20 protein-coding genes are annotated in these 22547 nt (G+C 71.1%); 13 read left to right on the top strand and 7 right to left on the bottom strand.

The annotated features are described in order from the left end of the window. The first annotated feature begins 38 nt into the window (after positions 1-38). A complete protein-coding gene (locus WJM95_RS18200; RefSeq protein WP_339130774.1) occupies positions 39-1463 on the top strand; it encodes an MFS transporter in 1425 nt (474 codons plus the stop codon). 93 nt (positions 1464-1556) lie between these two features. Here WJM95_RS18200 and WJM95_RS18195 read toward each other — a convergent pair whose 3' ends face one another. Next, on the bottom strand, positions 1557-2060 hold the full coding sequence (locus tag WJM95_RS18195; protein WP_339130773.1) for a MarR family transcriptional regulator: 504 nt from the start codon (positions 2058-2060) through the stop codon (positions 1557-1559). Positions 2061-2685: 625 nt separating this feature from the next. Between WJM95_RS18195 and WJM95_RS18190 the strand changes: the two genes are divergently transcribed. The 4 genes from WJM95_RS18190 to WJM95_RS18175 all read left to right on the top strand — a co-directional run bounded on the left by WJM95_RS18190 (position 2686) and on the right by WJM95_RS18175 (position 5089). Continuing rightward, a complete protein-coding gene (locus WJM95_RS18190) occupies positions 2686-3024 on the top strand; it encodes a YnfA family protein (protein WP_339130772.1) in 339 nt (112 codons plus the stop codon). Between the two features lie 56 nt (positions 3025-3080). Next, complete coding sequence (locus WJM95_RS18185) at positions 3081-3848, top strand: SDR family oxidoreductase (RefSeq protein ID WP_339130771.1); 768 nt, start codon at positions 3081-3083, stop codon at positions 3846-3848. Further along, positions 3845-4033: a hypothetical protein gene (locus WJM95_RS18180; protein WP_339130770.1), complete on the top strand. Its 189-nt coding sequence runs from the start codon at positions 3845-3847 to the stop codon at positions 4031-4033. Before WJM95_RS18185 ends, WJM95_RS18180 begins: the two co-directional genes overlap by 4 nt. Positions 4034-4630: 597 nt before the next feature. Then, a complete protein-coding gene (locus tag WJM95_RS18175; RefSeq protein WP_339130769.1) occupies positions 4631-5089 on the top strand; it encodes a hypothetical protein in 459 nt (152 codons plus the stop codon). Between the two features lie 41 nt (positions 5090-5130). Here the strand turns inward: WJM95_RS18175 and WJM95_RS18170 are convergent, their stop codons facing one another. Further along, positions 5131-6324 (bottom strand): RtcB family protein, encoded by a 1194-nt coding sequence (locus tag WJM95_RS18170; RefSeq protein ID WP_339130768.1) that lies wholly within the window; start codon positions 6322-6324, stop codon positions 5131-5133. Positions 6325-6526: 202 nt separating this feature from the next. Here WJM95_RS18170 and WJM95_RS18165 point away from each other — a divergent pair, with 202 nt between their 5' ends. The 3 genes from WJM95_RS18165 to WJM95_RS18155 all read left to right on the top strand — a co-directional run bounded on the left by WJM95_RS18165 (position 6527) and on the right by WJM95_RS18155 (position 10031). Further along, complete coding sequence (locus WJM95_RS18165) at positions 6527-7387, top strand: DUF3558 domain-containing protein (RefSeq protein WP_339130767.1); 861 nt, start codon at positions 6527-6529, stop codon at positions 7385-7387. Positions 7388-7532: 145 nt separating this feature from the next. Continuing rightward, positions 7533-8438 (top strand): DUF3558 domain-containing protein, encoded by a 906-nt coding sequence (locus tag WJM95_RS18160; protein WP_339130766.1) that lies wholly within the window; start codon positions 7533-7535, stop codon positions 8436-8438. A 162-nt stretch (positions 8439-8600) separates the two neighbouring features. Continuing rightward, the gene (locus WJM95_RS18155; protein WP_339130765.1) at positions 8601-10031 is read left to right on the top strand and encodes a DUF2637 domain-containing protein; all 1431 of its coding nucleotides are present in this window, start codon (positions 8601-8603) and stop codon (positions 10029-10031) included. Between the two features lie 99 nt (positions 10032-10130). Here WJM95_RS18155 and lysS read toward each other — a convergent pair whose 3' ends face one another. Further along, positions 10131-11873 (bottom strand): lysine--tRNA ligase, encoded by a 1743-nt coding sequence (gene lysS / locus WJM95_RS18150; protein ID WP_339130764.1) that lies wholly within the window; start codon positions 11871-11873, stop codon positions 10131-10133. A 178-nt stretch (positions 11874-12051) separates the two neighbouring features. Here lysS and argS point away from each other — a divergent pair, with 178 nt between their 5' ends. The 4 genes from argS to WJM95_RS18130 all read left to right on the top strand — a co-directional run bounded on the left by argS (position 12052) and on the right by WJM95_RS18130 (position 16719). After that, positions 12052-13821: an arginine--tRNA ligase gene (argS, locus tag WJM95_RS18145; RefSeq protein WP_339130763.1), complete on the top strand. Its 1770-nt coding sequence runs from the start codon at positions 12052-12054 to the stop codon at positions 13819-13821. A gap of 50 nt (positions 13822-13871) precedes the next feature. Beyond that, entirely contained in the window at positions 13872-14750 is an 879-nt protein-coding gene (locus tag WJM95_RS18140; RefSeq protein WP_339130762.1) for a DUF4253 domain-containing protein, read from the top strand. A gap of 123 nt (positions 14751-14873) precedes the next feature. Beyond that, on the top strand, positions 14874-15566 hold the full coding sequence (locus tag WJM95_RS18135; protein WP_339130761.1) for an RNA polymerase sigma factor: 693 nt from the start codon (positions 14874-14876) through the stop codon (positions 15564-15566). Continuing rightward, on the top strand, positions 15559-16719 hold the full coding sequence (locus tag WJM95_RS18130) for a CU044_5270 family protein (protein WP_339130760.1): 1161 nt from the start codon (positions 15559-15561) through the stop codon (positions 16717-16719). The genes WJM95_RS18135 and WJM95_RS18130 overlap by 8 nt, the downstream gene beginning before the upstream one ends. Here WJM95_RS18130 and WJM95_RS18125 read toward each other — a convergent pair. The 3 genes from WJM95_RS18125 to WJM95_RS18115 all read right to left on the bottom strand — a co-directional run bounded on the left by WJM95_RS18125 (position 16655) and on the right by WJM95_RS18115 (position 20437). Then, positions 16655-17863, bottom strand: a complete 1209-nt coding sequence (locus WJM95_RS18125) for a PLP-dependent aminotransferase family protein (protein ID WP_339130759.1) — start codon at positions 17861-17863, stop codon at positions 16655-16657. The two genes, WJM95_RS18130 and WJM95_RS18125, sit on opposite strands and share 65 nt — an antisense overlap. A gap of 221 nt (positions 17864-18084) precedes the next feature. Continuing rightward, positions 18085-18987 (bottom strand): SAM-dependent methyltransferase, encoded by a 903-nt coding sequence (locus WJM95_RS18120; protein ID WP_339130758.1) that lies wholly within the window; start codon positions 18985-18987, stop codon positions 18085-18087. 73 nt (positions 18988-19060) lie between these two features. Then, the gene (locus WJM95_RS18115) at positions 19061-20437 is read right to left on the bottom strand and encodes a helix-turn-helix transcriptional regulator (protein WP_339130757.1); all 1377 of its coding nucleotides are present in this window, start codon (positions 20435-20437) and stop codon (positions 19061-19063) included. A gap of 210 nt (positions 20438-20647) precedes the next feature. Between WJM95_RS18115 and WJM95_RS18110 the strand changes: the two genes are divergently transcribed. Next, positions 20648-21403, top strand: a complete 756-nt coding sequence (locus tag WJM95_RS18110; protein ID WP_339130756.1) for a DUF4232 domain-containing protein — start codon at positions 20648-20650, stop codon at positions 21401-21403. Here the strand turns inward: WJM95_RS18110 and hemB are convergent. Next, positions 21400-22392, bottom strand: coding sequence for a porphobilinogen synthase (gene hemB, locus WJM95_RS18105; RefSeq protein WP_339130755.1), 993 nt, complete (start codon positions 22390-22392; stop codon positions 21400-21402). The genes WJM95_RS18110 and hemB overlap by 4 nt on opposite strands. Positions 22393-22547 lie beyond the last annotated feature (155 nt).

Below are 22547 nucleotides of genomic sequence, written 5' to 3'. Positions count from 1 at the left end.
CTTGACCGCACCCCACCCCATGCGCGACATTTACCTGCGTGACACAGATACTGCACAACACAACAGAATCCAGGGAGCAGCACCCTCCCGCCCGCGCCCGCTGGGCGATCCTCGGCGTCGTCCTCGCCGCCGACGTCCTGGACCTCCTCGACGGCACCATCACCAACATCGCCGCCCCGACCATCGCCCACGACCTCGGCGGCGGCACCGCCCTCATCCAGTGGCTCGGCGCGTCCTACGCCCTCGCGCTCGGCGTCCTGCTCGTCCTCGGCGGACGGCTCGGCGACAAGTACGGCCGCCGCCGGCTCTTCCTGACCGGCCTCGCCGGCTTCACCCTCGCCTCAACCGCCTGCGGCCTCGCGCCGACCCCCGCGACCCTCGTGACCGCCCGGCTCGTCCAGGGCGCGTTCGGCGCCCTCGTCATCCCCCAGGGCTTCGGCATCCTCGGCGCGACCTGGCCCCGCGACCAGATCGGCAAGGCCTACAGCCTGTTCGGACCGGTGATGGGCCTCTCCGCCGTCGGCGGCCCCGTCCTCGCCGGGTTCATCGTCGACGCCGACCTCGCCGGCCTCGGCTGGCGCCCGATGTTCCTGATCAACATCGCCCTCGGCGGCGCCGCGGCCCTCGCCGCCGCCCGGCTGCTCCCCCGCGACACCGGAGACCGCACGACCAGCGTCGACGTCCCCGGCTCCGTCCTCCTCGGCGCCACCATGCTCGCCCTGCTCACCGGCCTCATCGAAGGCTCGGCACACGGCTGGAAGGCGCTCCCCGCCCTGTTCCTGCTCGCCGGACTCGCGCTGTCCGCCGGGTTCTGCCACCGCCAGCGCACCGCGCCCAGCCCCCTGATCCGGCCCTCCCTCCTGCACAACCGCGGCTTCACCTCGGGACTGCTCACCGGTGTCGCCTTCTTCGCCGCGGTCGCCGGCCTCCTCTACGTCGTCTCGCTCTTCCTCCAGCAGGGCCTCGGCCGCTCCCCCGCGGCCGCCGCGCTCGCCCTGACGCCCCTGTCCGCGGGCATCGTCGTCGCCTCGATCGCCGGCTACCGCCTGATCAACCGCCTCGGCCGCCGTCTGGTCCTCACCGGCTTCCTCGTCACCCTCGCCGGAACGGTCCACCTGCTCATCCTCGTCACCACCTCCGGCACGGACACCGGCGGCTGGGCCCTGGTCCCCCCGCTGTTCGTCACCGGCCTCGGCATGGGCGCCTGCTTCGGCTCGCTCTACGACGTCACCATCGGCGACATCGCCCCCGCCGAGGCCGGCAGCGCGGGCGGCTCACTCGGCGCCGTCCAGCAACTCGCCAACGCGATCGGAGCCGCGGCCGTCACCAGCGTCTACTTCCGCACCCACGGCGGCGGGACCCACGCCACCACCGTGAGCCTCACGGTCGTGGCCGCCATCACCCTCCTGTGCTGCCCCCTCGTAGCCCTGCTCCCCCACAAGGCACCGGACCAGCACCACTAGAGGCCCACGCCCCCGCACTCGGCACTCGGCACTCGGCACGAACGCCGTAAGCCCGTAGCCCGGAATCCGGAGCCCGGAGCCCGTCCGGTCGCGCTACGACACCTCGTCCGGGGCGTCCTGGAAGTCCCCCGACCGCAGCCGGGCCACCTGCACGGCGCTGAAGTCGACCGTGCGGCGCATGTGCCCGATGATCAGGGCGACCTCGGCGTCGTCGAGCCCGTCGAACAGGCCGTACCAGCCCGCGCCCAGCCGTTCCCACATCCGCCCGAACTCGGCGATCCTCTCCGGCACGGTCGCCACCAGCACCCGCCGCCGGTCCACCACATCGCGCTCCCGCACGACGTACCCGGCCTTCTCCAGCCGGTCCACCAGCCGTGTGGCCGAGCCGGTCGTCAGCCCCGTCATCTCGGCGATCCGCCCGGTGGTCACGGGCCCGTCCTCCAGGCTGAGCAGATTCACGCACTGGACGTCCGTCGGGTGCAGGCCGACGTGGTCGGCGAGGGCCTGGTTGAACAGTGCGTACGAGGCCATGTAACGCCGCGAGACGACCGCCAGTTCCTCCAGCAACCGCCCCCGCGCTTCCCCAGCCGTGGCCATACGGCCCCCTTCCACCAGCCCAGCCAAATCGTACGCCGCACATCCCCACCAACCACCGCCCCGCTCCCCCCACCAGCCTTCTTTCGCCCCCTCCGCCCCTACCCAACCCGAACCCGGGGCTCCGCCCCAGACCCCCGCTCCTCAATCCCCGGAGGGGCTGAACGCTCCCCGGAACCGGAACCGGAACCCGAAGGGCCGACCGGCGGAGAGACCACCCCCCGGGGCTCCGCCCCAGCCCCCGCTCCTCAAACGCCGGAGGGGCTGAGATTTCGCCGGCCCGGGGATGGCATGGCCACGGCCTGGGCCGACGTTGCGGCGGCCTGGGCTGACGTTTCGCCAGCCAGGGGCCGAATCTTCCGCGACCGGGGCTGACGATTCGCCGGCCCGGGGGCTGAAACCTTCCGCAGCCGGGGCTGAAACCTTCCACGGCCGGGGGCTGAAGCCCTCCGCGGCCGAGGGCTGGGAGGTGGACCGGGCACCACGACGCAGCCGCACCCGGAATGCGACGCGAGGGGCCGGGCCGGTACATCGATGCCCGTCGCCACCGACGGTCACTCCTCATCCAACGGCGACGGGCTGATGCACCGGCACGGCCCCGACCCCGCGCCCCTGGCAAAGTGACCCCATGCTGATCGCCCGCTCCGCCGCCCTCTTCGTCCTCGCCGCTCTCCTGGAGATCGGCGGCGCCTGGCTCGTCTGGCAGGGCGTACGCGAACACCGCGGCGCCCTGTGGATCGGCGCCGGCATCATGGCGCTCGGCCTGTACGGCTTCGTGGCCACCCTCCAGCCCGACGCCGAGTTCGGCCGCGTCCTGGCCGCGTACGGCGGAGTCTTCGTGGCCGGCTCCCTCGCCTGGGGCGTGGTCGCCGACGGCTACCGCCCCGACCGCTGGGACATCACCGGCGCCCTGATCTGCCTGGCCGGAGCCGCCGTGATCATGTACGCCCCCCGAGGGGGCAACTGACCCCGCCTATCCTGGCCGGAGACCTCAGACCGCAGACCCCGCCAAGGAGCAGCCGTATGACCCCCGCCGCCGCATCCCGTATCGCCGTCATCACCGGTGCAAGCAGCGGAATCGGCGCCGCGACGGCCCGCCGGCTCGCGGCCGAGGGCTACCGCGTCGTCCTCACGGCCCGCCGCAAGGACCGCATCGAGGCCCTGGCGGAGGAGATCACCACGGCGGGCGGCCAGGCGACCGCGTACGCCCTGGACATCACGGACCGCACCGCGGTCGACGAGTTCGCGACGGCGTTCAAGACCATCGGCGTGCTGGTCAACAACGCCGGCGGCGCCCTCGGCGCCGACCCGGTCTCGACCGGCGACCCGGCCCAGTGGCGCCAGATGTACGAGACGAACGTCATCGGCACCCTGAACATCACCCAGGCCCTGCTCCCCGCGCTCACCGCCAGCGGCGACGGCACGGTCGTCGTCCTGTCCTCCACGGCGGGCCACGGCACGTACGAGGGCGGCGGCGGCTACGTGGCCGCCAAGCATGCCGAGCACGTGCTCGCAGAGACGCTGCGCCTGGAGATCGTCGGCACGCCGGTCCGCGTGATCGAGGTGGCGCCCGGCATGGTCAAGACCGAGGAGTTCGCCCTCACCCGCTTCGGCGGCGACACCGAGAAGGCCGCCAAGGTCTACGCGGGCGTCGCCCAGCCCCTGACCGCGGACGACGTCGCCGAGACGATCACGTGGGCGGTCACCCGGCCCAGCCACGTGAACATCGACCTCCTGGTCGTCCGCCCCCGCGCCCAGGCGTCGAACACGAAGATCCACCGCGAACTGTGACACCGGACGAGCCCCCCGCCACAGAGCCGCCCCGGCCTCCGTCCCCGTCCCGGGCGGACGAACAGGCCCGCCTGGCCCTGGAGAAGAAACGCGAACGCTACGTCTGGTACTACCTGGCGTACTTCCTCTTCGGCATCCACATCGTGGCCTTCGTCATGATCTGGGCAGTCCTGTCAACAAAGTGACCCACCAACCGAGAGCAACGCCGCACCTCAACTGCCCGACACATACCTCGCACGGGTGAACCGACTCGATCACCCGCACGCCACCCGAACGCCCGACCTAGGCTCGCGCCACAACATCAGAACGACGGCCCCCGGCCGGGACTGCCATCCCGCCCGAGGGCCTGACCAGCACGGAAGTGAGCTTCCTGATGGCTGACCGCGAGCCTAACGCGCTCCCCTGCGCTCCGAACGAATCCCGCAGCACGGCACCAGAGTTCATGGATCTCGAAGTCCCCGACTACGCCTACATGTTCGGCTTCCTGCAAGCCGACGGGCACCTGTCCAAGGGGACGGGCCGGAAAGGCCGCCTGACCGTCGAGCTCAGCGCTCGCGACGTCGGCATCCTGCATGAGTTCCAACGCCTGACCCCGTACAACAGCAGCATCTCCGGACGGACCCGAACCACGAACTTCGCCGCCTCGCACGAATCGTCCATCTGGACCCTGTGCGCCCTAGAGGCAAGGACGAAGCTGAACGAACTCGGCCTGCTACGGCCGCAAGTCCAGGACCATCGCACCTCCGCGCGTCGCCTTCTCGCAACGCGACTATCTCCGAGGAGTGGTCGACGCGGACGGTTCGGTGGGCTTCACCGCCAAGGGCCTGCCATTCGTTTCTCTCACCACCGCCAGCGCCGCCATCGGCGCCTACCTGTGTTTCTACGCAGGCAGGATCACCGGCGTAGAGCGGTCTCTCAAGCGCAATGCCCGAGACGGCATCTTCAACATCCTGTACACGACAGAAGCGGCACAGAAATTGGGAGCCCACCTCTACTATCCGGGCTGCCTGTCACTGGACCGCAAGCGGACTGCCGCCGCAGCCCTCGGCACTTGGTCCCGCCCGGCCGACATGCGTGTAGCACCCGACCGCCGCCGCTGGACGCCATCGGAGGACCGACTGCTGTTGGCGCTGAACAACGACGCCGCAGCAGCCAAGGAACTCGGCAGGACCGAGAAGAGCTGCTACGTCCGCCTCTGGCGCCTGCGGACCGGCAAGACCCCCCTGCCTGCCGGCGCCTGACCGACCGAACGGTGAGGCCCCGAAGCGGGGCCCCACCGGCATCAACCCTTCACGCAGATGAACTGCTTCAGCTTCGCTACGACTTCCACGAGGTCACGCTGCTGCTCCATCACCTGCTCGATCGGCTTGTACGCGCCCGGGATCTCGTCCACGACGCCGGAGTCCTTGCGGCACTCCACACCTCGCGTCTGCTCCTCCAGGTCCTTCGTCGTGAACCGGCGCTTCGCGGCGTTGCGGCTCATGCGCCGACCCGCGCCGTGCGACGCCGAGTTGAAGGCCTTCTCGTTGCCGAGACCCTTCACGATGTACGAGCTGGTCCCCATGGAGCCCGGGATGATCCCGTACTCGCCGGAGCCCGCGCGAATGGCACCCTTACGCGTGACGAGCAGGTCCATGCCCTCGTACCGCTCCTCCGCAACGTAGTTGTGGTGGCAGGAGATCTCCGGCTCGAAGACCGGCTTCGCCTTCTTGAACTCCTTGCGGATCACGTTCTTGAGGAGCGCCATCATGAGCGTGCGGTTGTACTTCGCGTACTCCTGGGCCCAGAACAGGTCGTTGCGGTACGCCGCCATCTGAGGTGTGTCCGCCACGAAGACGGCGAGGTCCCTGTCGACCAGCCCCTGGTTGTGCGGGAGCTTCTGCGCGACACCGATGTGATGCTCGGCCAGCTCCTTGCCGATGTTCCGGGAACCGGAGTGCAGCGTAAGCCACACAACGCCCTCAGAATCGAACAAGAGTTCGATGTAGTGATTTCCGGCGCCTAGCGTCCCCATCTGCTTGACAGCCCGCTCCTCGCGGAACTTCACCGCGTCCGCCACCCCGTCGAACCGCCCCCAGAAGTCGTCCCACCCGGCCGTGGCCAGGCCGTGGAAACCGTCCGGGGAGACCGGGGAGTCGTGCATCCCGCGGCCCACCGGGATCGCCTGCTCGATCTGCGAGCGCAGTCGCGAGAGGTCGCCGGGGAGGTCGTTGGCGGTGAGGGAGGTCTTGACCGCGGACATTCCGCAGCCGATGTCGACCCCCACCGCCGCCGGGCACACGGCGTCCCGCATCGCGATGACCGAGCCGACCGTCGCGCCCTTGCCGTAGTGGACGTCCGGCATGACGGCGAGCCCCTTGATCCAGGGAAGGGTCGCCACGTTCTGGAGCTGGCGGAGCGCGACGTCCTCGACCGAGGCGGGGTCGGTCCACATACGGATGGGAACCCGCGCTCCCGGCATCTCTACGTACGACATATCGTCCTCTTCCCCCACAAAACCAACAGAAGTCTTAAATCGCAAAACCGGCGCCTAGGTCGACGTATAGGACAACGGACCGGCGTCCACGGCTGTGCGTGCGATACACATTGTCTCCAGGGGCCGCCCCCGCGCGGCAACCGAATAACCACAGGACACCCGGGCCGAAGCGCCGTCGGGAACCGTCGAGAGGAGCCTGACCGTGCAGCGGAAGGCGTACGTATCTGGCGCCGCCGTGCTCCTCGCGGCCGTGCTGGCGGGCTGCACGGGCGCCGGGGGCGCGGGCGGTTCGGCTCCGGACTCCAAGGGCGGCGACACGGGCACGACGGCCCCGGTGGCCCAGCCGGGCAAGTACCGCACCCTCCCGGAGGCGTGCGGGGCGGCCGATCACGACACGCTCGACACGCTGCTGCCCGGCATCCAGGAGAGCAACGACGAGGCGCAGCAGGAGAAGGCGTACGCGGGCGAGGCCACGCTCACGTACGACACGGACCGGCGTGACGGCTGCGACTGGAAGGTGGCGTCCGCCGCCGCCACGGACCACCTGTCCATCGACTTCGAGCGCGTGGTCTCGTACGACAACACGGTGAGCGACGAGAACAAGGCCGAGGAGCTGTACGCCTCCAAGCAGACGGCGGCCGACCTCCCCGCGCCCGCCGCCTCGGCCTCCGCGTCCGCCTCGGCGTCCGCATCCGGTGGCGCCACCGCGAGTCCGAGCGGCAGCGCGAGCGGCCAGGCCGACGACAACGCCGGCGGGGACAACGGCGCCGCCTCCGGCGCCCCTTCGGCCCCCGGCGCCTCCGCCTCGCAGACTCCGGCCGATCTCCGCTCGCGCGTTCTGGAGGATCTCGGCGACGAGGCGTACCTCGACGACAAGCTGAGCACCGGTTCGTCGACGGCTCAGCAGCGCACGGTGACTGTGGTGTTCCGCACGTCCAACGTGATCGTGACGATCGAATACTCGGAGCAGCCGACGGCTTCCGCGAGTGCCCCGGACAGCAAGGAATTGCAGGACAGGGCGCTGAAACTGGCCCAGAAGCTGGATTCCCGGCTCAACAGCTGACGGCCTCAAGGCCACTGGGTGCACCGGGGCGCAAACCCCCCGAACGGGAACCGTCCTGGCGCCCCACCGCGTACCGTGGCCCCTCGGACCCGACCGGTCGCACGTGCCATGTGCGGCCGTACCACGAGCCACGAGTGAAGGAACCATGCACCGACCAGTACAGCGAGCAGGCCGAGCCCAGCGACTCTCCCGCATCCTTGTCAGCGCGGCCGCCGTCCCGGTGATGTTCGTCGTCGCGGGCTGTTCCTCGGACTCCGGCTCCGGTGACGACGCGCAGAAGAACGAGAGCGCGGGACCGGGAGCGACGGTGTCCGCGAGCAGTGCGGCCCCCACCGTCCAGCCCGCCGCGTACACGACGCTGCCCAAGGCGTGTTCGGTGCTGTCGCAGAAGACGCTGGACGAACTGGTCCCGAAGGGGGCCAAGTCGGGTAAGTCGGGCAAGCTGGACGAGCCCAAGCAGCGCGGCAACTGCAACTGGAGCAGCCTCGACAACAACGGGGTGAAGGGCTCTCAGTTCCGCTGGCTGAACGTGGCGCTGCTCCGTTTCGACTCGGACGCGCGCGGCTCGGGCGACGACCAGGCCCACGCGTACTTCCAGAAGCAGGTCTCCGGCGCGCAGACGGTGGACGGCGCTCTCGGCAGCAAGTCGGCGCCGGTCGCCGGGACGGGCGCCGAGGCGACGGCCGTGCGGTACGGGCTGAAGAAGAAGGAAGGCTCCTTCAAGCAGCAGACGATCGTGGCGCGCGTGGAGAACGTGGTCGTGACGCTCGACTACAACGGCGCCGGTCTCGCGGGTGAGAAGACCCCGGACGCGGACACGCTGCTGAAGGCGGCCGAGAAGGCCGCGAAGGAGGCGGTGGGCGCGGTGTCCGCCGCGAACGGGGACGGTGGCTCGGCGGGTTCCGGCTCCCCGGACCCGGCCACCTCGTCCAAGGCTCCGTCCTCCGCCAAGTCGCCGTCGGCCTCGCCGTCGAAGACCGCCGCCGGGGACACGTCGAAGACCGCTTCGAAGAGTGCCTCGCCGTCCCGGTCGGCGGCGAAGAAGAGCTGACCCGGCCACCGCCGGATCCGGGGCACGCCCCGGCCTTCCGGAAGGCCCGTGGAGGGGGCCCGGTTCTCTTCGGAACCGGGCTCCGTCCATACCGCGCATCCGTACGCCACACACATGTGCCACTCTGTTGCGCGCAACAACACGCAAGGGAGGGGAGTACAGGTGGCCGCGCCCATACAGCTGACACGGATGCACAAGATTCTCATCGGCGTGGTCGTCGCCGGTGCGCTCGTCATCGCCGGAATCGGCTTCGCCGGTTCGTACGCGGCGGTCCGTGAGCTGGCGCTGAAGAAGGGGTTCGGGAATTTCTCGTACGTCTTCCCGATCGGCATCGACGCGGGTATCGGCGTGCTGCTGGCCCTGGACCTGCTGCTGACCTGGATCCGCATCCCGTTCCCGATGCTGCGCCAGACGGCGTGGCTGCTGACGGTGGCGACGATCGCCTTCAACGGCGCCGCGGCCTGGCCGGACCCGCTGGGCGTCGGCATGCACGCGGTCATCCCGGTGCTGTTCGTGGTCTCGGTCGAGGCCGCCCGGCACGCGGTCGGCCGCATCGCCGACATCACGGCCGACAAGCACATGGAGGGCGTGCGCCTCACCCGCTGGCTGCTCTCCCCGATCCCCACCTTCCTGCTGTGGCGCCGGATGAAGCTGTGGGAGCTGCGCTCCTACGAGCAGGTCATCAAGCTGGAACAGGACCGCCTCGTCTACCAGGCCCGTCTGCACTCCCGCTTCGGCCGCTCCTGGCGCCGCAAGGCCCCCGTGGAGTCGCTGATGCCGCTGCGGCTGGCCCGCTACGGCGTCCCCCTCGCCGAGACGGCTCCCGCGGGTCTCGCGGCGGCCGGCATCGAGCCGGCGCTGCTGCCGCCGGCGCCCGCGCCCGCGCCGGTTCAGACGTCGGTCCCGGCCGCCCCGGCGGCTCCCGAGCCGTTGGAGCTGGAGGCGAACGGCGGCGGCGAGCGTCAGCAGCAGGCCGCGTACGCCCAGCAGAACCAAGGCCAAGGCCAGGGACAAGGACAGGGACAGGCTCAGGGCGCCTATCAGGGCCAGGGGCAGAACCAGTACCAGGGCCAGGGCCAGAATCAGTACCAAGGTCAGGGCCAGGGCCAGTACCCGGGGCAGGCGGCGGACCCGAGTCTGAACCCGTGGTTCGCGACCCCGGTCGACCCCCAGGAGATCCCGTACGACGGTGGCTACGACCCGTCGTTCGGCCAGGAGGAGCAGTACCGGCAGTGGTTCGCCGAGCAGGAGGCACAGGCCTACGAGCCCGGCCCTGAGGAGACGGGTACCTTCCCGATCCCGGCGGGCCCCGGCCGTACGCGCCAGCTCGGTGAGGGCGGCGGCCCCGAGCAGCTGCCCATCCCGTCCCCGCGGGAGGAGCAGTCGCCGATCCTGGACGAGAAGGCCCAGGAGGAGGCGTACTACCAGGTGTTCCGTCAGTCGATAGACGGCAGCTTCCCCACGCCGCGGACGCTCGGCGACAACATAGAGGCCACGTACGGGACGAGGCTCGGCAGCACGGCGCTGAAGAACCTCACGGAGCGCTTCCAGAACCGTTTCTCCGCGGAGCTGGAGGAGGACCACATCGCCTAGCGGGCACGCCCGCGCGCGGCGGCACGCTGAAGCGGTACGAGGAAGGGGCTCCCGGTGATCACCGGGAGCCCCTTCCTCGTACCGCCTGGCGGTGCCTGGTTACGCGCTGAGCAGCTTGCGCACCCGGTCCTGGCCCACGGCGAGCAGCAGCGTGGGCAGGCGCGGCCCGGTGTCGCGGCCGACGAGCAGGTGGTAGAGCAGGGCGAAGAAGGTGCGCTGGGCGACCTTGATCTCGGCGGGGAGTTCCTTGGCGGTGGCGTCGGCGGGGAAGCCCGCCTGGACCTTGGGAACGCCGTAGACGAGGTGGGTGAGGCCGTCCAGGGACCAGTTCGTCTCCAGTCCTTCGAGGAGCAGGCGCAGCGACTCGCGGCCCTGGTCGTCGAGGGACTTCAGGAGCTCGGCGTCGGGCTCTTCGCGCACGACGGTGCGCTCCTCGGCGGGGACCTGGGTGTTGATCCAGGTCTCGGCCTTGTCGAGGCGCGGCCGGACCTCGTCCAGGGAGGTGAGCGGGTTCTCGGGGTCGAGTTCGCTGAGGATGCGCAGGGTCTGGTCCTCGGCGCCGGCGGTGATGTCGGCGACGGAGGCCAGGGTGCGGTAGGCCATCGGGCGGGGGGTCGGGGGCAGCTCGCCGGCGGCGGTGCCGACGGCGCGGCTGTACGCGGCGGCGTCGGCCGGCAGGACCGAGCCGTCGGCGACCTTGCCGGCGAGCTTGTCCCACTCGTCGTAGAGCCGCTGGATCTCCTGGTCGAAGGCGATCTTGAACGACTGGTTGGGGCGGCGGCGGGCGTACAGCCAGCGCAGCAGCTGCGGCTCCATGATCTGGAGCGCGTCGGACGCGGTCGGGACCCCGCCCTTGCTGCTGGACATCTTGGCCATGCCGGAGATGCCGACGAAGGCGTACATCGGGCCGATGGGCTGCTTGCCGCCGAAGATCCCGACGATCTGGCCGCCGACCTGGAAGGAGGAGCCCGGGGAGGAGTGGTCGACGCCGCTCGGCTCGAAGATCACGCCTTCGTAGGCCCAGCGCATGGGCCAGTCGACCTTCCAGACCAGCTTGCCGCGGTTGAACTCGCTGAGCAGGACGGTCTCGGCGAAGCCGCAGGCGGAGCAGGTGTACGACAGCTCGGTGGTCGCGTCGTCGTAGGAGGTGACGGTGGTCAGGTCCTTCTCGCACTGCCCGCAGTAGGGCTTGTACGGGTAGTACCCGGAGGTGGAGCTGCCGTCGTCCTCGGCGGCGGCGCCGGAGCCCTCGGCCGCCTCCAGCTCGGCCTCGTCGACCGGCTTCTGGCCCTGCTGCTTCTTGGCGGGGGCCTTCTTGGTGCGGTACTGGTCGAGGATCGCGTCGATGTCGCCGCGGTGCTTCATGGCGAACAGGACCTGCTCGCGGTAGGTGCCCGCGGTGTACTGCTCGGTCTGGCTGATGCCGTCGTACTCGACGCCGAGCTCGGCCAGGGCCTCGGTCATGGCGGCCTTGAAGTGCTCGGCCCAGTTCGGGTACGCGGAGCCGGCGGGGGCCGGGACGGAGGTCAGCGGCTTGCCGATGTGCTCGGCCCAGGACTCGTCGATGCCCGCGACGCCGTTCGGTACCTTGCGGTAGCGGTCGTAGTCGTCCCAGGAGATCAGGTGGCGCACGGTGTGGCCGCGGCGGCGGATCTCGTCGGCGACGAGGTGCGGGGTCATGACCTCGCGGAGGTTGCCGAGGTGGATCGGGCCCGACGGGGAGAGGCCGGACGCGACGACGACGGGTTTGCCCGGGGCTCGGCGCTCCGACTCCTCGATGACCTCATCCGCGAAACGGGAGACCCAGTCGGTGGTCTCGGTGCTCTGAGCCACGATCGGCACGTCCTTCTTCCTCAAACGCGAGTACGGCTGACGCGACCATTCTCCCAGCTCGGGCCTCAACCGCGAAAACGGCTTTTCACCGCGTGGGATACTGGCTTTCCCTGTACTCGGAGTCTCCGTATTTCAGAGTCTCCGTTCTCAGAGTCTCCGGAACCCGAGCAGAAACGGCAGCCACTCCATGGCCTCGGTCACGTCCCTCACCGCTTCCGTCCATCAGCGCCTCGCGGACGCCTTCTCGGCAGCTCTGCCGGAGGCCGGTTCCGCCGACCCGCTGCTGCGCCGAAGCGACCGGGCCGATTTCCAGGCCAACGGGATCCTGGCGCTGGCCAAGAAGGCGAAGGCGAACCCGCGCGAGCTGGCGACGCAGGTCGTGGCCGCGGTCGAGTCGGGTGAGGTGATCCAGGACATCGAGGTCTCCGGGCCCGGGTTCCTGAACATCACGATCACCGACCGGGCGATCGTCGCGAACCTGGCGGAGCGGTACGCGGACGGTGAGCGCCTCGGCGTGCCGCTCGCGGAGAACCCGGGCACGACGGTGATCGACTACGCGCAGCCGAACGTGGCCAAGGAGATGCACGTCGGCCATCTGCGGTCCGCGGTGATCGGTGACGCGGTCGTGCAGATCCTGGAGTTCACCGGCGAGTCCGTCGTGCGCCGGCACCACATCGGCGACTGGGGCACGCAGTTCGGCATGCTCATCCAGTACCTGATCGAGCACCCGCACGAGCTGGACCACAAGGGCGGCGAGGTCTCCGGCGAGGAGGCCATGTCGAACCTGAACCGGCTCTACAAGGCGGCGCGGACCGTGTTCGACTCCGACGAGGAGTTCAAGACGCGGGCGCGGCGCCGGGTGGTGGACCTCCAGGCGGGTGAGCCCGAGACGCTGGCCATGTGGCAGAAGTTCGTGGACGAGTCGAAGATCTACTTCTACTCGGTCTTCGACAAGCTGGACATGGAGATCCGGGACCCGGACGTGGTCGGCGAGTCCGGCTACAACGACATGCTGGACGAGACGTGCCGCCTCCTGGAGGAGTCGGGCGTGGCGGTCCGCTCGGACGGCGCGCTGTGCGTGTTCTTCGACGACGTGAAGGGCCCGGACGGCAATCCGGTGCCGCTGATCGTGAAGAAGTCGGACGGCGGTTACGGCTACGCGGCCACCGACCTGTCGGCGATCCGTGACCGGGTCTTCAACCTGAAGGCCGACAGCCTGATCTACGTCGTGGACGCGCGGCAGTCCCTGCACTTCAAGATGGTCTTCGAGACGGCGCGCAGGGCCGGCTGGCTGAACGACGACGTCAACGCGCACCAGCTCGCCTTCGGCACGGTGCTGGGCAAGGACGGCAAGCCGTTCAAGACGCGTGAGGGCGAGACGGTCCGGCTGGTCGACCTGCTGGACGAGGCGATCGACCGGGCGACGGCGGTCGTGCGGGAGAAGGCCGAGAAGGTGGGTCTGAGCGAGCGGGAGATCGAGGAGAACGGCCGGTACGTCGGCATCGGCGCCGTGAAGTACGCGGACCTGTCCACCTCGGCGGTGCGGGACTACAAGTTCGACCTGGACCAGATGGTCTCGCTGAACGGCGACACGTCCGTCTACCTCCAGTACGCGTACGCCCGTATCCGGTCGATCTTCGGAAAGGCGGGTGACCGTACGCCGGTTGCCCACCCGGAGCTCGAACTGGCCCCGGCGGAGCGGGCGCTGGGTCTGCATCTTGACCGGTTCGGGGAGACGCTGGAGGAGGTCGCGGCCGAGTACGCCCCGCACAAGCTGGCGGCGTACCTGTACCAACTGGCCTCGCTGTACACGACGTTCTACGACCAGTGCCCGGTCATCAAGCCGGCCCCGGCGCAGGAGGTCGCGGAGAACCGCCTGTTCCTCTGCGACCTGACGGCCCGCACCCTCCACCAGGGCATGACCCTGCTGGGCATCAGGACACCCGAGCGTCTCTGACCGCTCCGGCCCGCGGCGCGTTGTCAGTGGTGGGTTCTACAGTCACCGGCATGGCGACCCTTCCCAATCCGCTGCCGCGGTTGACGGCAGATCCGAGCGGGCGCGCGCTCGGGCTCGATCTCCCGGCCGGGAGACTGATCGACGCGACGAACGACGGCCCGTGGCACGAGCCCCTGCTGTGGCATGCCGAGGACCGGGCGGCTCCCGGGGACTGGGCGGCCCTGTCCGCGGCGAGGACCTCCGGTCTGCTGCCGGTGCTGCTGGACGTGGGCGGCCCGCAGCGCGGCCCGGAGGACTGGGAGTTGATGCCCGGTGAGATGTCGTATCCCGGGGACCACGATGCCGATGAGGTGCTGGCGGAGTTCTGGGAGGAGTACGCGGCCGACGAGCCCGGCCCGGACCAGGACTACCCCGGCAAGGAGAAGGTCGTCGAGATCTTCGGGGAGCAGCCCGGCCTCGACGAGACGATCGCCCCGTACGGCCCGCTCTGGCCCGGCCTGGCGGCCGCGGGGCCGCTCGCCGCGGATCCGGAGGCCCGCGCCGCCGAGATGGCCGACTCCCTGGCACAGCCCGGCTCCTGGCTGAAGGAGCCGCGGGTCGCCCTGGTCCCGGCGCGCCGCAGCGCCGACATCCCGGCGGTCCTCGGCTGGTCGGGTCCCCTGAACCACGAGAACGACGTGGCGCGTCTGGGCGCGGTGCTCCGCTCGTGGGAGGACCGCTTCGGCATACGGGTGGTGGCGCTGACCTTCGACCAGTTGGTGCTCTCGGTGGCGGCTCCGCCGGCCACGGTGGCCGAGGCCGAGGCGGTCGCGGCGGAGCACTTCGCCTTCTGCCCGGACAACATCGCCCAGGGCGATCACCAGACCCTGCGGGAGTACGCCGAGCATGAGGTGCTCAACGAGCGGGTGTGGTCCTTCTGGTGGGACTGAGCCCCTCGTCCGGGCGCCGGAGGACTCGTCGCCCGGAAGCGGGAACTCGAAAGCGGGCTGCGGCGGACAGCGGGTGACCCTGCCCCCGTCTTCGAGGAGATCCATGAGCCCGAGAGGCGACCGATGACCCTCTCACCGAGCGTCGGAGTCCCTGTTCCCCGTGCCGTCACCGCCACCGCCGTCGGGCACGACAGCGGTGGCGGGGCGGGCGAGGACGGCGACTCCGACGCCTCGGTGATCGAGCGGTCCTGGGACGAACCCGATGTGTTCGCCGAGCTGTTCCACCGCTACGCCGACGACATCCACCGGTACGCGGCCAGGCGGCTCGGCACCGAGGCCGCCGACGATCTCATGGCCGAGACCTTTGTGATCGCCTTCCAGCGGCGGCGCCGGTACGACCTGACGAGGCCCCACGCGCGGCCCTGGCTGTACGGCATCGTCACGCGTCTGATCGGCGGCCAACGTCGTTCCGAGGCACGGCAGTTGCGGGCGCTGTCACGCGTGGCCTCCCGGACCCCATCCGACGGGAGCGGCGGCGAGCCGCTGGCCGAACGGGTGACCGCCCGGATCAGTGCCGAGAACACGCGCGACGCCCTGACGGCGGCCCTGGCGAAGCTGCCCGCGCGCCACCGGGACGTCCTGCTGGTCATCGCCTGGGGAGACCTCGACTACGCGGAGGCCGCCGAGGCCCTGGGCATACCGGTGGGCACGGTGCGCTCCCGGCTGCACCGGGCCCGGAAGAAGCTGCGCGTAGCACTGGGCGGGTCGGATCCCACAGCCTTTCGAGAGGAAGAGGAGGAACCCCGCCGTGGATGACCTCAGCCTTGTACGCGGCCTCGGGGCCGACCGGGACGGACCGAGCGACCGGGCGCGGGCCGTCGCCTTCGCCCGGCTGACGTCCGCCATCGGTGAGGAGACCGGTGACGGGGGCACGGCGCTCGCGCGGCAGCGTCCGCTGTCGCGGCGGCTGGTGTTCCGCGCGGCGATCGCGGCCACCGGCACCGCGGCGGTGGCCGGCACGACGCTGTTCGCCATCCGCGCCGGCGGAACGCGGTTGACCGCGCTCAACGCGGCGCAGGTACTGCGCAGGGCCGCGGACCGGTCACGTGTGGACGACGACGGTATGCCGATCCCCCGCGACGACCAGTACATGTACTCCCGGGAGATCACTCATCGGACCTACGACAGGGGCGGGCGGAAGATGCGGCTCGTCGACGAGTGCTGGTTGTCCGTGGACGGCTCGAAGCCGACCCGGTACATCTACGACGGCAGGATCCAGGACGACCCGCCCCTGGGCAAGCACCAGGTGCAGTCGATCCCCCTCCAGTATTCGAAGCTGAAGAAGTGGCCGACCGATCCCGACGAGCTCCTCAAGTGGTTCGGGCACGGCACGGCCCCGGGCGGCAGCGAGGAGGACGGCCTGTTCGTGTACGCGGAGGCGTGCATGTTCCTGCGGGGCCCCCGGGTTCTGCCTCCGGGTCTGCGGGCCGCAGCGTTCGAGGCCGTCGCGAAGCTGCCCGCCGTCAAGATCGACCACGACCGGGTGGACGCGCTCGGGCGGCACGGCGTCGGGATCTCCTACCCCAAGATGGCGTTCGGGCTCGTCTTCGACCCGGAGACCTATGCCTACCTCGGGATGTTCGAGCGGGGGCACTCGGACAAGAACGGGGGGTTCTCACAGGTCAGAGCCGTCGTGGCGCAAGGGGTGGTGGACAGGATCGGCCAGCGGCCGACCGCCCGGGACACGGACCGGACGACTCCCTCCGCCTCCGCGGCCCCGTCCCAATCCCAATCCCCGTCCCCGTCCCCGAGCGACGCGACCTCGGCTCCCGCCTCCCCGTCCCCGGCCTCGTCGTCCCCGTCCGCCGCCCCGACCCCGTCCGCCCCCTCCTCGTCCCCGTCCGCTACTTCCGCAAGCCCGTCGCCAGCCGGCGCAACCCCTCGGCGATCTCCTCCGACGTCTGGGTGACGAAGCACAGGCGGAGGGTCGACGTCTCCGGTGTGCCCGCGTAGAAGGGGGCTCCGGGGACGTAGGCCACGCCCTGGTCGACCACCTGGCGGAGCAGGGCTGTGGTGTCGTACGGCTCGGGGAGGCGGGCCCAGAGGAACATGCCGCCTTCCGGGCGGGTCCAGGTGGATCCGGCCGGGAGGGCGGCGCCGATGCCCGCGAGCATGGCGTCCCGCCGTTCGCGGTAGACGGCCGCGACCCGGGCCACGTGGGAGTCCAGGTCGCGGTCGGCCAGATAGCGGGCGGCGGCCAGCTGGTTGACGGTCGGGGTGTGCAGGTCGGCGGCCTGCTTGGCGACGGCACAGGCGCGCCGCAGTGCGGCGGGCGCCCGCAGCCACCCCAGCCGCAGGCCGGGTGCCATGACTTTGGAGAAGGAGCCGAGGAGGACCGTCCGGTCCCCGGCGCCGTCGTGGGAGGCGATCCAGGGGACCCGCTCGCCCTCGAAGCGCAGTTCTCCGTACGGGTCGTCCTCGATGATCCACAGGCCGTGCGCGGCGGCGGCGCGGGCGACGGCGGCCCGCCTGCCGGCCGGCAGGGTGCGGCCGGTCGGGTTCTGGAAGGTCGGCACGGTGTAGAGCAGCTTCGGGCGTTCCCCGACCACGAGTTCGGCGAGGGCGTCGGGGTCGATGCCCTCGTCGTCGCCCGGCACGGCCACCACGCGCGCTCCGGCGAAGGCGAACGCCTGAAGTGCCGCCAGATAGCAGGGACTTTCGACCAGGACGGTGTCACCGGGTTCGAGCAGGGCGGTGGCGAGCAGCGACAGTGCCTGCTGCGAGCCGGTGGTGACGAGGACGTCGTCGGGCCCGGTCGGCAGTCCGCGCGCGCTCATGCGGTCGGCGAGGGCGGCCCGCAGTGTCGGTTCGCCCTCGGTCGTCGAGTACTGGAGGGCCCGTTCGGGTTCTTCGGCGAGGACGTCCCGGTAGGCGGCCGCGATGCCGTCCGCGTCGAACAGCTCGGGGGCGGGCAGACCGCCCGCGAAGTTGATCACCTCGGGGCGTGCGGTGACCGCGAGGATGTCCCGTACCGGCGAACCGCCGATCGCGGTGGCCCTCGCGGCGAGCGGGGGCACGGGTGCGGTCGCGGTGGCGGGTTCGGCGACGGTCACGATGACGGCTCCTTGTCCTTGCGGTCGGCGCCCGGCAGGTGGCGTCGTTGAGGTCGGCGCCCCGGCGGGTGGCGTCCTTGCGGGCGGCGCCCCGGCCGGCTGCGTCCTTGCGGGCGGCCCTGTCCTGCCGGGGGCGCCCTGACCGCACCCTAGGCCGATGCGTGGCGCCTACACCCGCCGATTCCGGGATACGGACGCGGACGCCAACCCCGTTGCGGTGCCTAGGGCTTGACGCCCGTGGCGACGTACACGTTGATGTCCGCGTCCGTGACGTCGCCGATGCCGAGGTGGCGGACCTTGTCGATGGCGTCGAGCGTGGCGAGGAAGGCGGGGTCGGCGGGCTCGGGGGCCGGGGCGTTGCCGTCGGGGCGCCAGTGGTGGGCGGGGACGACACCGGGCTCGTCCAGGATCAGGCCGTTCTCGGTGAAGAAGCGCTCGACCTCGGCCCTCGACCGCAGGACGAACGTGAACCCGCGCTCGGTGTACGTCCGTTGGACCGCGCGGACGTTCTCGGCGTTCAGGTCCTCGGTGAGGTGGCTGACGACCACACGGCTGCCGGACGGCAGCGCGTCGACGAGCGCGCGCACGATCGGGTAGGCCTCGGCGTCCTCGACGAAGTGCAGGACCGCGACGAGCACCAGGGCGACCGGTTGCCCGAAGTCGAGGGTCTCGGCGGCCTGTTCGAGGATCCGCTTGGGCTCCTTGAGGTCCGCGTCGATGTAGTCCGTACGGCCCTCGGGCCCGCTGGTGAGCAGGGCGCGCGCGTGGGCCAGGACCACCGGGTCGTTGTCGACGTACACGACCCGCGCGTCCGGGGTGATCCGCTGGGCGATCTGGTGGACGTTCTCCTGCGTGGGCAGTCCGGTGCCGATGTCCAGGAACTGCCGGATGCCGCCCTCCTCCGCCAGCGCGGTCACGGCCCGGCGCAGGAAGTCGCGGTTGTGCCGGACGTCGAGGTAGCCGCGCGGGTTCGCGGCGAGCGCGGCGGCGGCCGCGTTCCGGTCGACGGGATAGTGGTCCTTGCCGCCGAGAAGGACGTCGTAGACCCGGGCGGGGTGCGCCTTGGTGGTGTCGATCCTCCTTCTCAGCTCGGCGGGGTCCTGGCCGAGGGCGTCACCGGACATGAGGCATCTCCCTGGAGGGTCGCGTCAACCGACGGTCAACACCCTAGCTTCCAGGGCTACTTGGCGAGGTGGTTCAGCCAGGGGGAGGTGCCGTCTGCCATTCGCTGCTGCCCAGCGGGTGGTTGTAGGCGGGGCGCCCCACGTTCCCGCTCGTCCGGAACGGCTTTCCGTGGTCGTCGACACGCACCGTTCCGCTCCTGGCCCCGCTGGACCAGTCGAGTTCCAGGTACCAGCTCACGTCGTGCGCCTGAGCGCCGGCGATGATGTAGAAGACCTCGGGGTCGGACTCGCTGACCTTGTAGGGGAAGTTCCGCTGGCCGCCCTTGACCCCGACGGCCGGCCGGCCCGCGTCGAGGTCGACGGTGAACGATTTCGTGTCCACGTGGCCGCCGCAGCCCACGCCCACGGCGTAGTCGTTCCAGGCGAGCGGTGCGTTCTTGTCCAGGACCCGCACGTGCAGCTCCTTCAGGACGACGGTCGCCTTCCCGGTGCCCTGCACGGTGAGTGCGATCATCTGCTCCCCGCCAGGGACCGCGCCGAGTGCGGCGACCCAGCCGCGCGCGTCCGACTCGCCCGGCGGCGGGGGCACTTGGGGGGCGGGCCGGTTCACCAGGTAGTGCTGGCTGCACGGGTCCTCGAACTTGTACGCGTCGGTGACGACGGTGGGCGCGCCCGCTCCGTCGGCGTCCGCTCCCTGTCCGGCCGTCGCGTCGCCGCCGCCCCCCGCCGGGTCGACGGGCCCGCCGATGGAGGAGACGGACGCCTTGGGGCCGCCCTTGTGCGAGGCGGACGGCGAAGGCGAGCCGTGCTCCGCGCCGTTGGCCGCTCCGGTCTTCCGCAGGCCGGTGGCGCTCGGTACGCCGAGGGCCACCGCCTTGCCCCCGCTGTCGTCGTGACCGCCGCCGGACCCGATCCGTACACCCAGCGCGCCGGATACGGCGGCGGTCGCGACGACGGCGCCGACCGCGGCGAGCACCAGGGTCCGGCGGCGGCGCGAGCGGCCCCGCCCCACGGGCGCGGCTTCCTCGGCGTCAACCTCCTCGGTTTCCGTGGTCTCCCCGGTCCCCTGGTCGTCGTCCGCCGGACGCTCCGCCCGCGGGCCCGTCTCCGCGCCCGGCGCCGCGCTGCCCGAGCCCTCGCCTTCGCCCTCACCCTCCGGAGCGGCACTCTGCGGAGCGATGCCCTCCGGACCGGCGCCCGCACCCTTCCTCCCGCGCAGCGCGTCCGCGAGGACCCACCGCCGGTGCAGCTCCACCAGCTCCTGCGGGTCGGCCCGGCACACCCGCGCCAGCCGCTCCACGGGCGCGTAGTCCGCCGGTACGGCATCCCCGTTGACGTACCGGTGCAGCGTGGACGTACTCACGTGCAGCCGTTTGGCGAGCGCCCCGTAGCTGAGGCCGGACCGCTCCTTCAGCTCCCGAAGCAGTTCCGCGAACTCGTCCCCCGCCACCGTTCCTCCATCCCCCGTGTCCCGTACCGCGTTCCAAGGGAGGATTGTTTCCCCAGGTCAGACGGCATTTCGGCGTTCCAGCGTCCCACGTTCCCCGCCGGGCGTGGCGGCCGGGACGGATCACCGCGCAAGCTGTGGCCATCCAAGCACGCCGCTCCCGCCGACCGGTCGAGCGGCCGTCCCACCAGCGACACCACAGGGGGATCACCCATGTCCGCACGCACCACCCGCACCAGCCGCACCCGTCTGCTCGCCGCCTCCGCGATCGTGCTCACCGCGCTTTCGCTCACGGCCTGCGGCAACGGGAACGGCGTCCGCGACGAGGGCTCGTCCGCCCCGGCCCGTCCCTCGGCGGGGTCGGACGGCCCGGCGGCCGGCGGGGACACGACGGCGAAGCCCGCGGGGACCGGCACGACCACGGGCTCCGGATCGGGCTCGGGCTCGGGCTCGGCGAACGGTTCGAAGGGCACCGGCACCACCACGGGCGGCACCGGCACGGGCGGCAAGGGCTCGGCGGGCGGTTCGGGCGGCTCCACGGGCAAGACCGGCACCGGCACCCGGAACGTGGCGTGCGACGCCTCCAACACCCGTACGAGCGCGACGGCCGTCTCCCGGCCGCTGAACCACCTGCTGCTCACCGTCACCAACACGGGTTCGCGCAACTGCGACCTGACGGGCTATCCGATCGCCCGCTTCGGTGAGGCCCAGTCCGTCCCGCCGGTCGCGGAGGAGACCCACCCGCAGGCGGTCGTCACCCTCGCTCCCGGCGAGTCCGGCTACGCGGGCGTGCTGCTGTCGTCGGCCGACGGCAGTGGCGGCAACGGCTACACGGCCAAGACCCTGGAGGTCGGCTTCGGCAAGAGCCGCGGCGTGACCACCGCGCTCCCCGCGAAGGGTGTGTACGTCGACGACAAGCTCACGGTGACGTACTGGCAGCAGACCCTGGACGCTGCGCTGTCGTACTAACGCAGGCCGCGGGCCGCTTCGGTCGCCCAGTACGTGAGGATGTTCTGGGCGCCGGCGCGCTTGATACCGGTCAGGGACTCCAGGATCGCCCGGTCGCGGTCGATCCAGCCCTTCTCCGCGGCGGCCTCGACCATCGAGTACTCGCCGGAGATCTGGTAGGCGACGACCGGTACGTCGGACACGTCGGCGACGCGGGCGAGGATGTCGAGGTAGGGACCGGCGGGCTTCACCATCACCATGTCGGCGCCCTCCTCCAGGTCGAGCGCCAACTCCCGCAGCGACTCACGGGCGTTGGCCGGGTCCTGCTGGTACGTCTTGCGGTCGCCCCTCAGGGACGAGCCGACGGCCTCCCGGAACGGGCCGTAGAAGGCGGAGGCGTACTTGACGGTGTAGGCGAGGATCGCCACGTCCTCGCGGCCGATCTGGTCGAGTGCGTCACGGATGACACCGATCTGACCGTCCATCATGCCGCTGGGGCCCACGACATGGGCGCCCGCGTCGGCCTGGACCTGGGCCATCTCGGCGTACCGCTCCAGGGTCGCGTCGTTGTCGACCCGGCCCTGGTCGTCGAGCACACCGCAGTGACCGTGGTCGGTGGTCTCGTCGAGGCACAGGTCGGACATCACGAGGAGGTCGTCGCCGACCTCGGCGCGCACATCGCGCAGGGCGACCTGGAGGATCCCGTCCGGGTCGGTGCCGGGGGTCCCGACGGCGTCCTTCTTCTCGTCCTCGGGAACCCCGAACAGCATGATCCCGGAGACCCCGGCCTCCACCGCCTCCAGGGCCGCCTTCTTCAGGCTGTCCCGCGTGTGCTGCACGACCCCGGGCATCGACCCGATCGGCACCGGCTCGCTCACGCCCTCGCGCACGAACGCGGGGAGGATGAGGTCGGCGGGGTGCAGCCGGGTCTCGGCGACCATCCGGCGCATGACGGGGGTGGTGCGCAGCCGCCGGGGACGCGTACCGGGGAAGGATCCGTACTTCGTCATGACCTCTACGCTACGCCCGCCGGACCCATGCCTTTGCCGACGCCCAGTCGGGCAGGCCCGGCCCGGCCCGGGACAGTCGGACAGGGCCTGTCACGCCCGCCGGGGCCAAGGGGGCTGCACCGGGACGGGTCCGGGACTCGGCGTCACCTCGCCTC

The organism is Streptomyces sp. f51, from assembly GCF_037940415.1.
In the GTDB taxonomy this organism is placed as follows: domain Bacteria; phylum Actinomycetota; class Actinomycetes; order Streptomycetales; family Streptomycetaceae; genus Streptomyces.
Note: the sequence above shows the minus strand (reverse complement) of the source record. Positions and strands in the feature narration are given on the sequence as shown.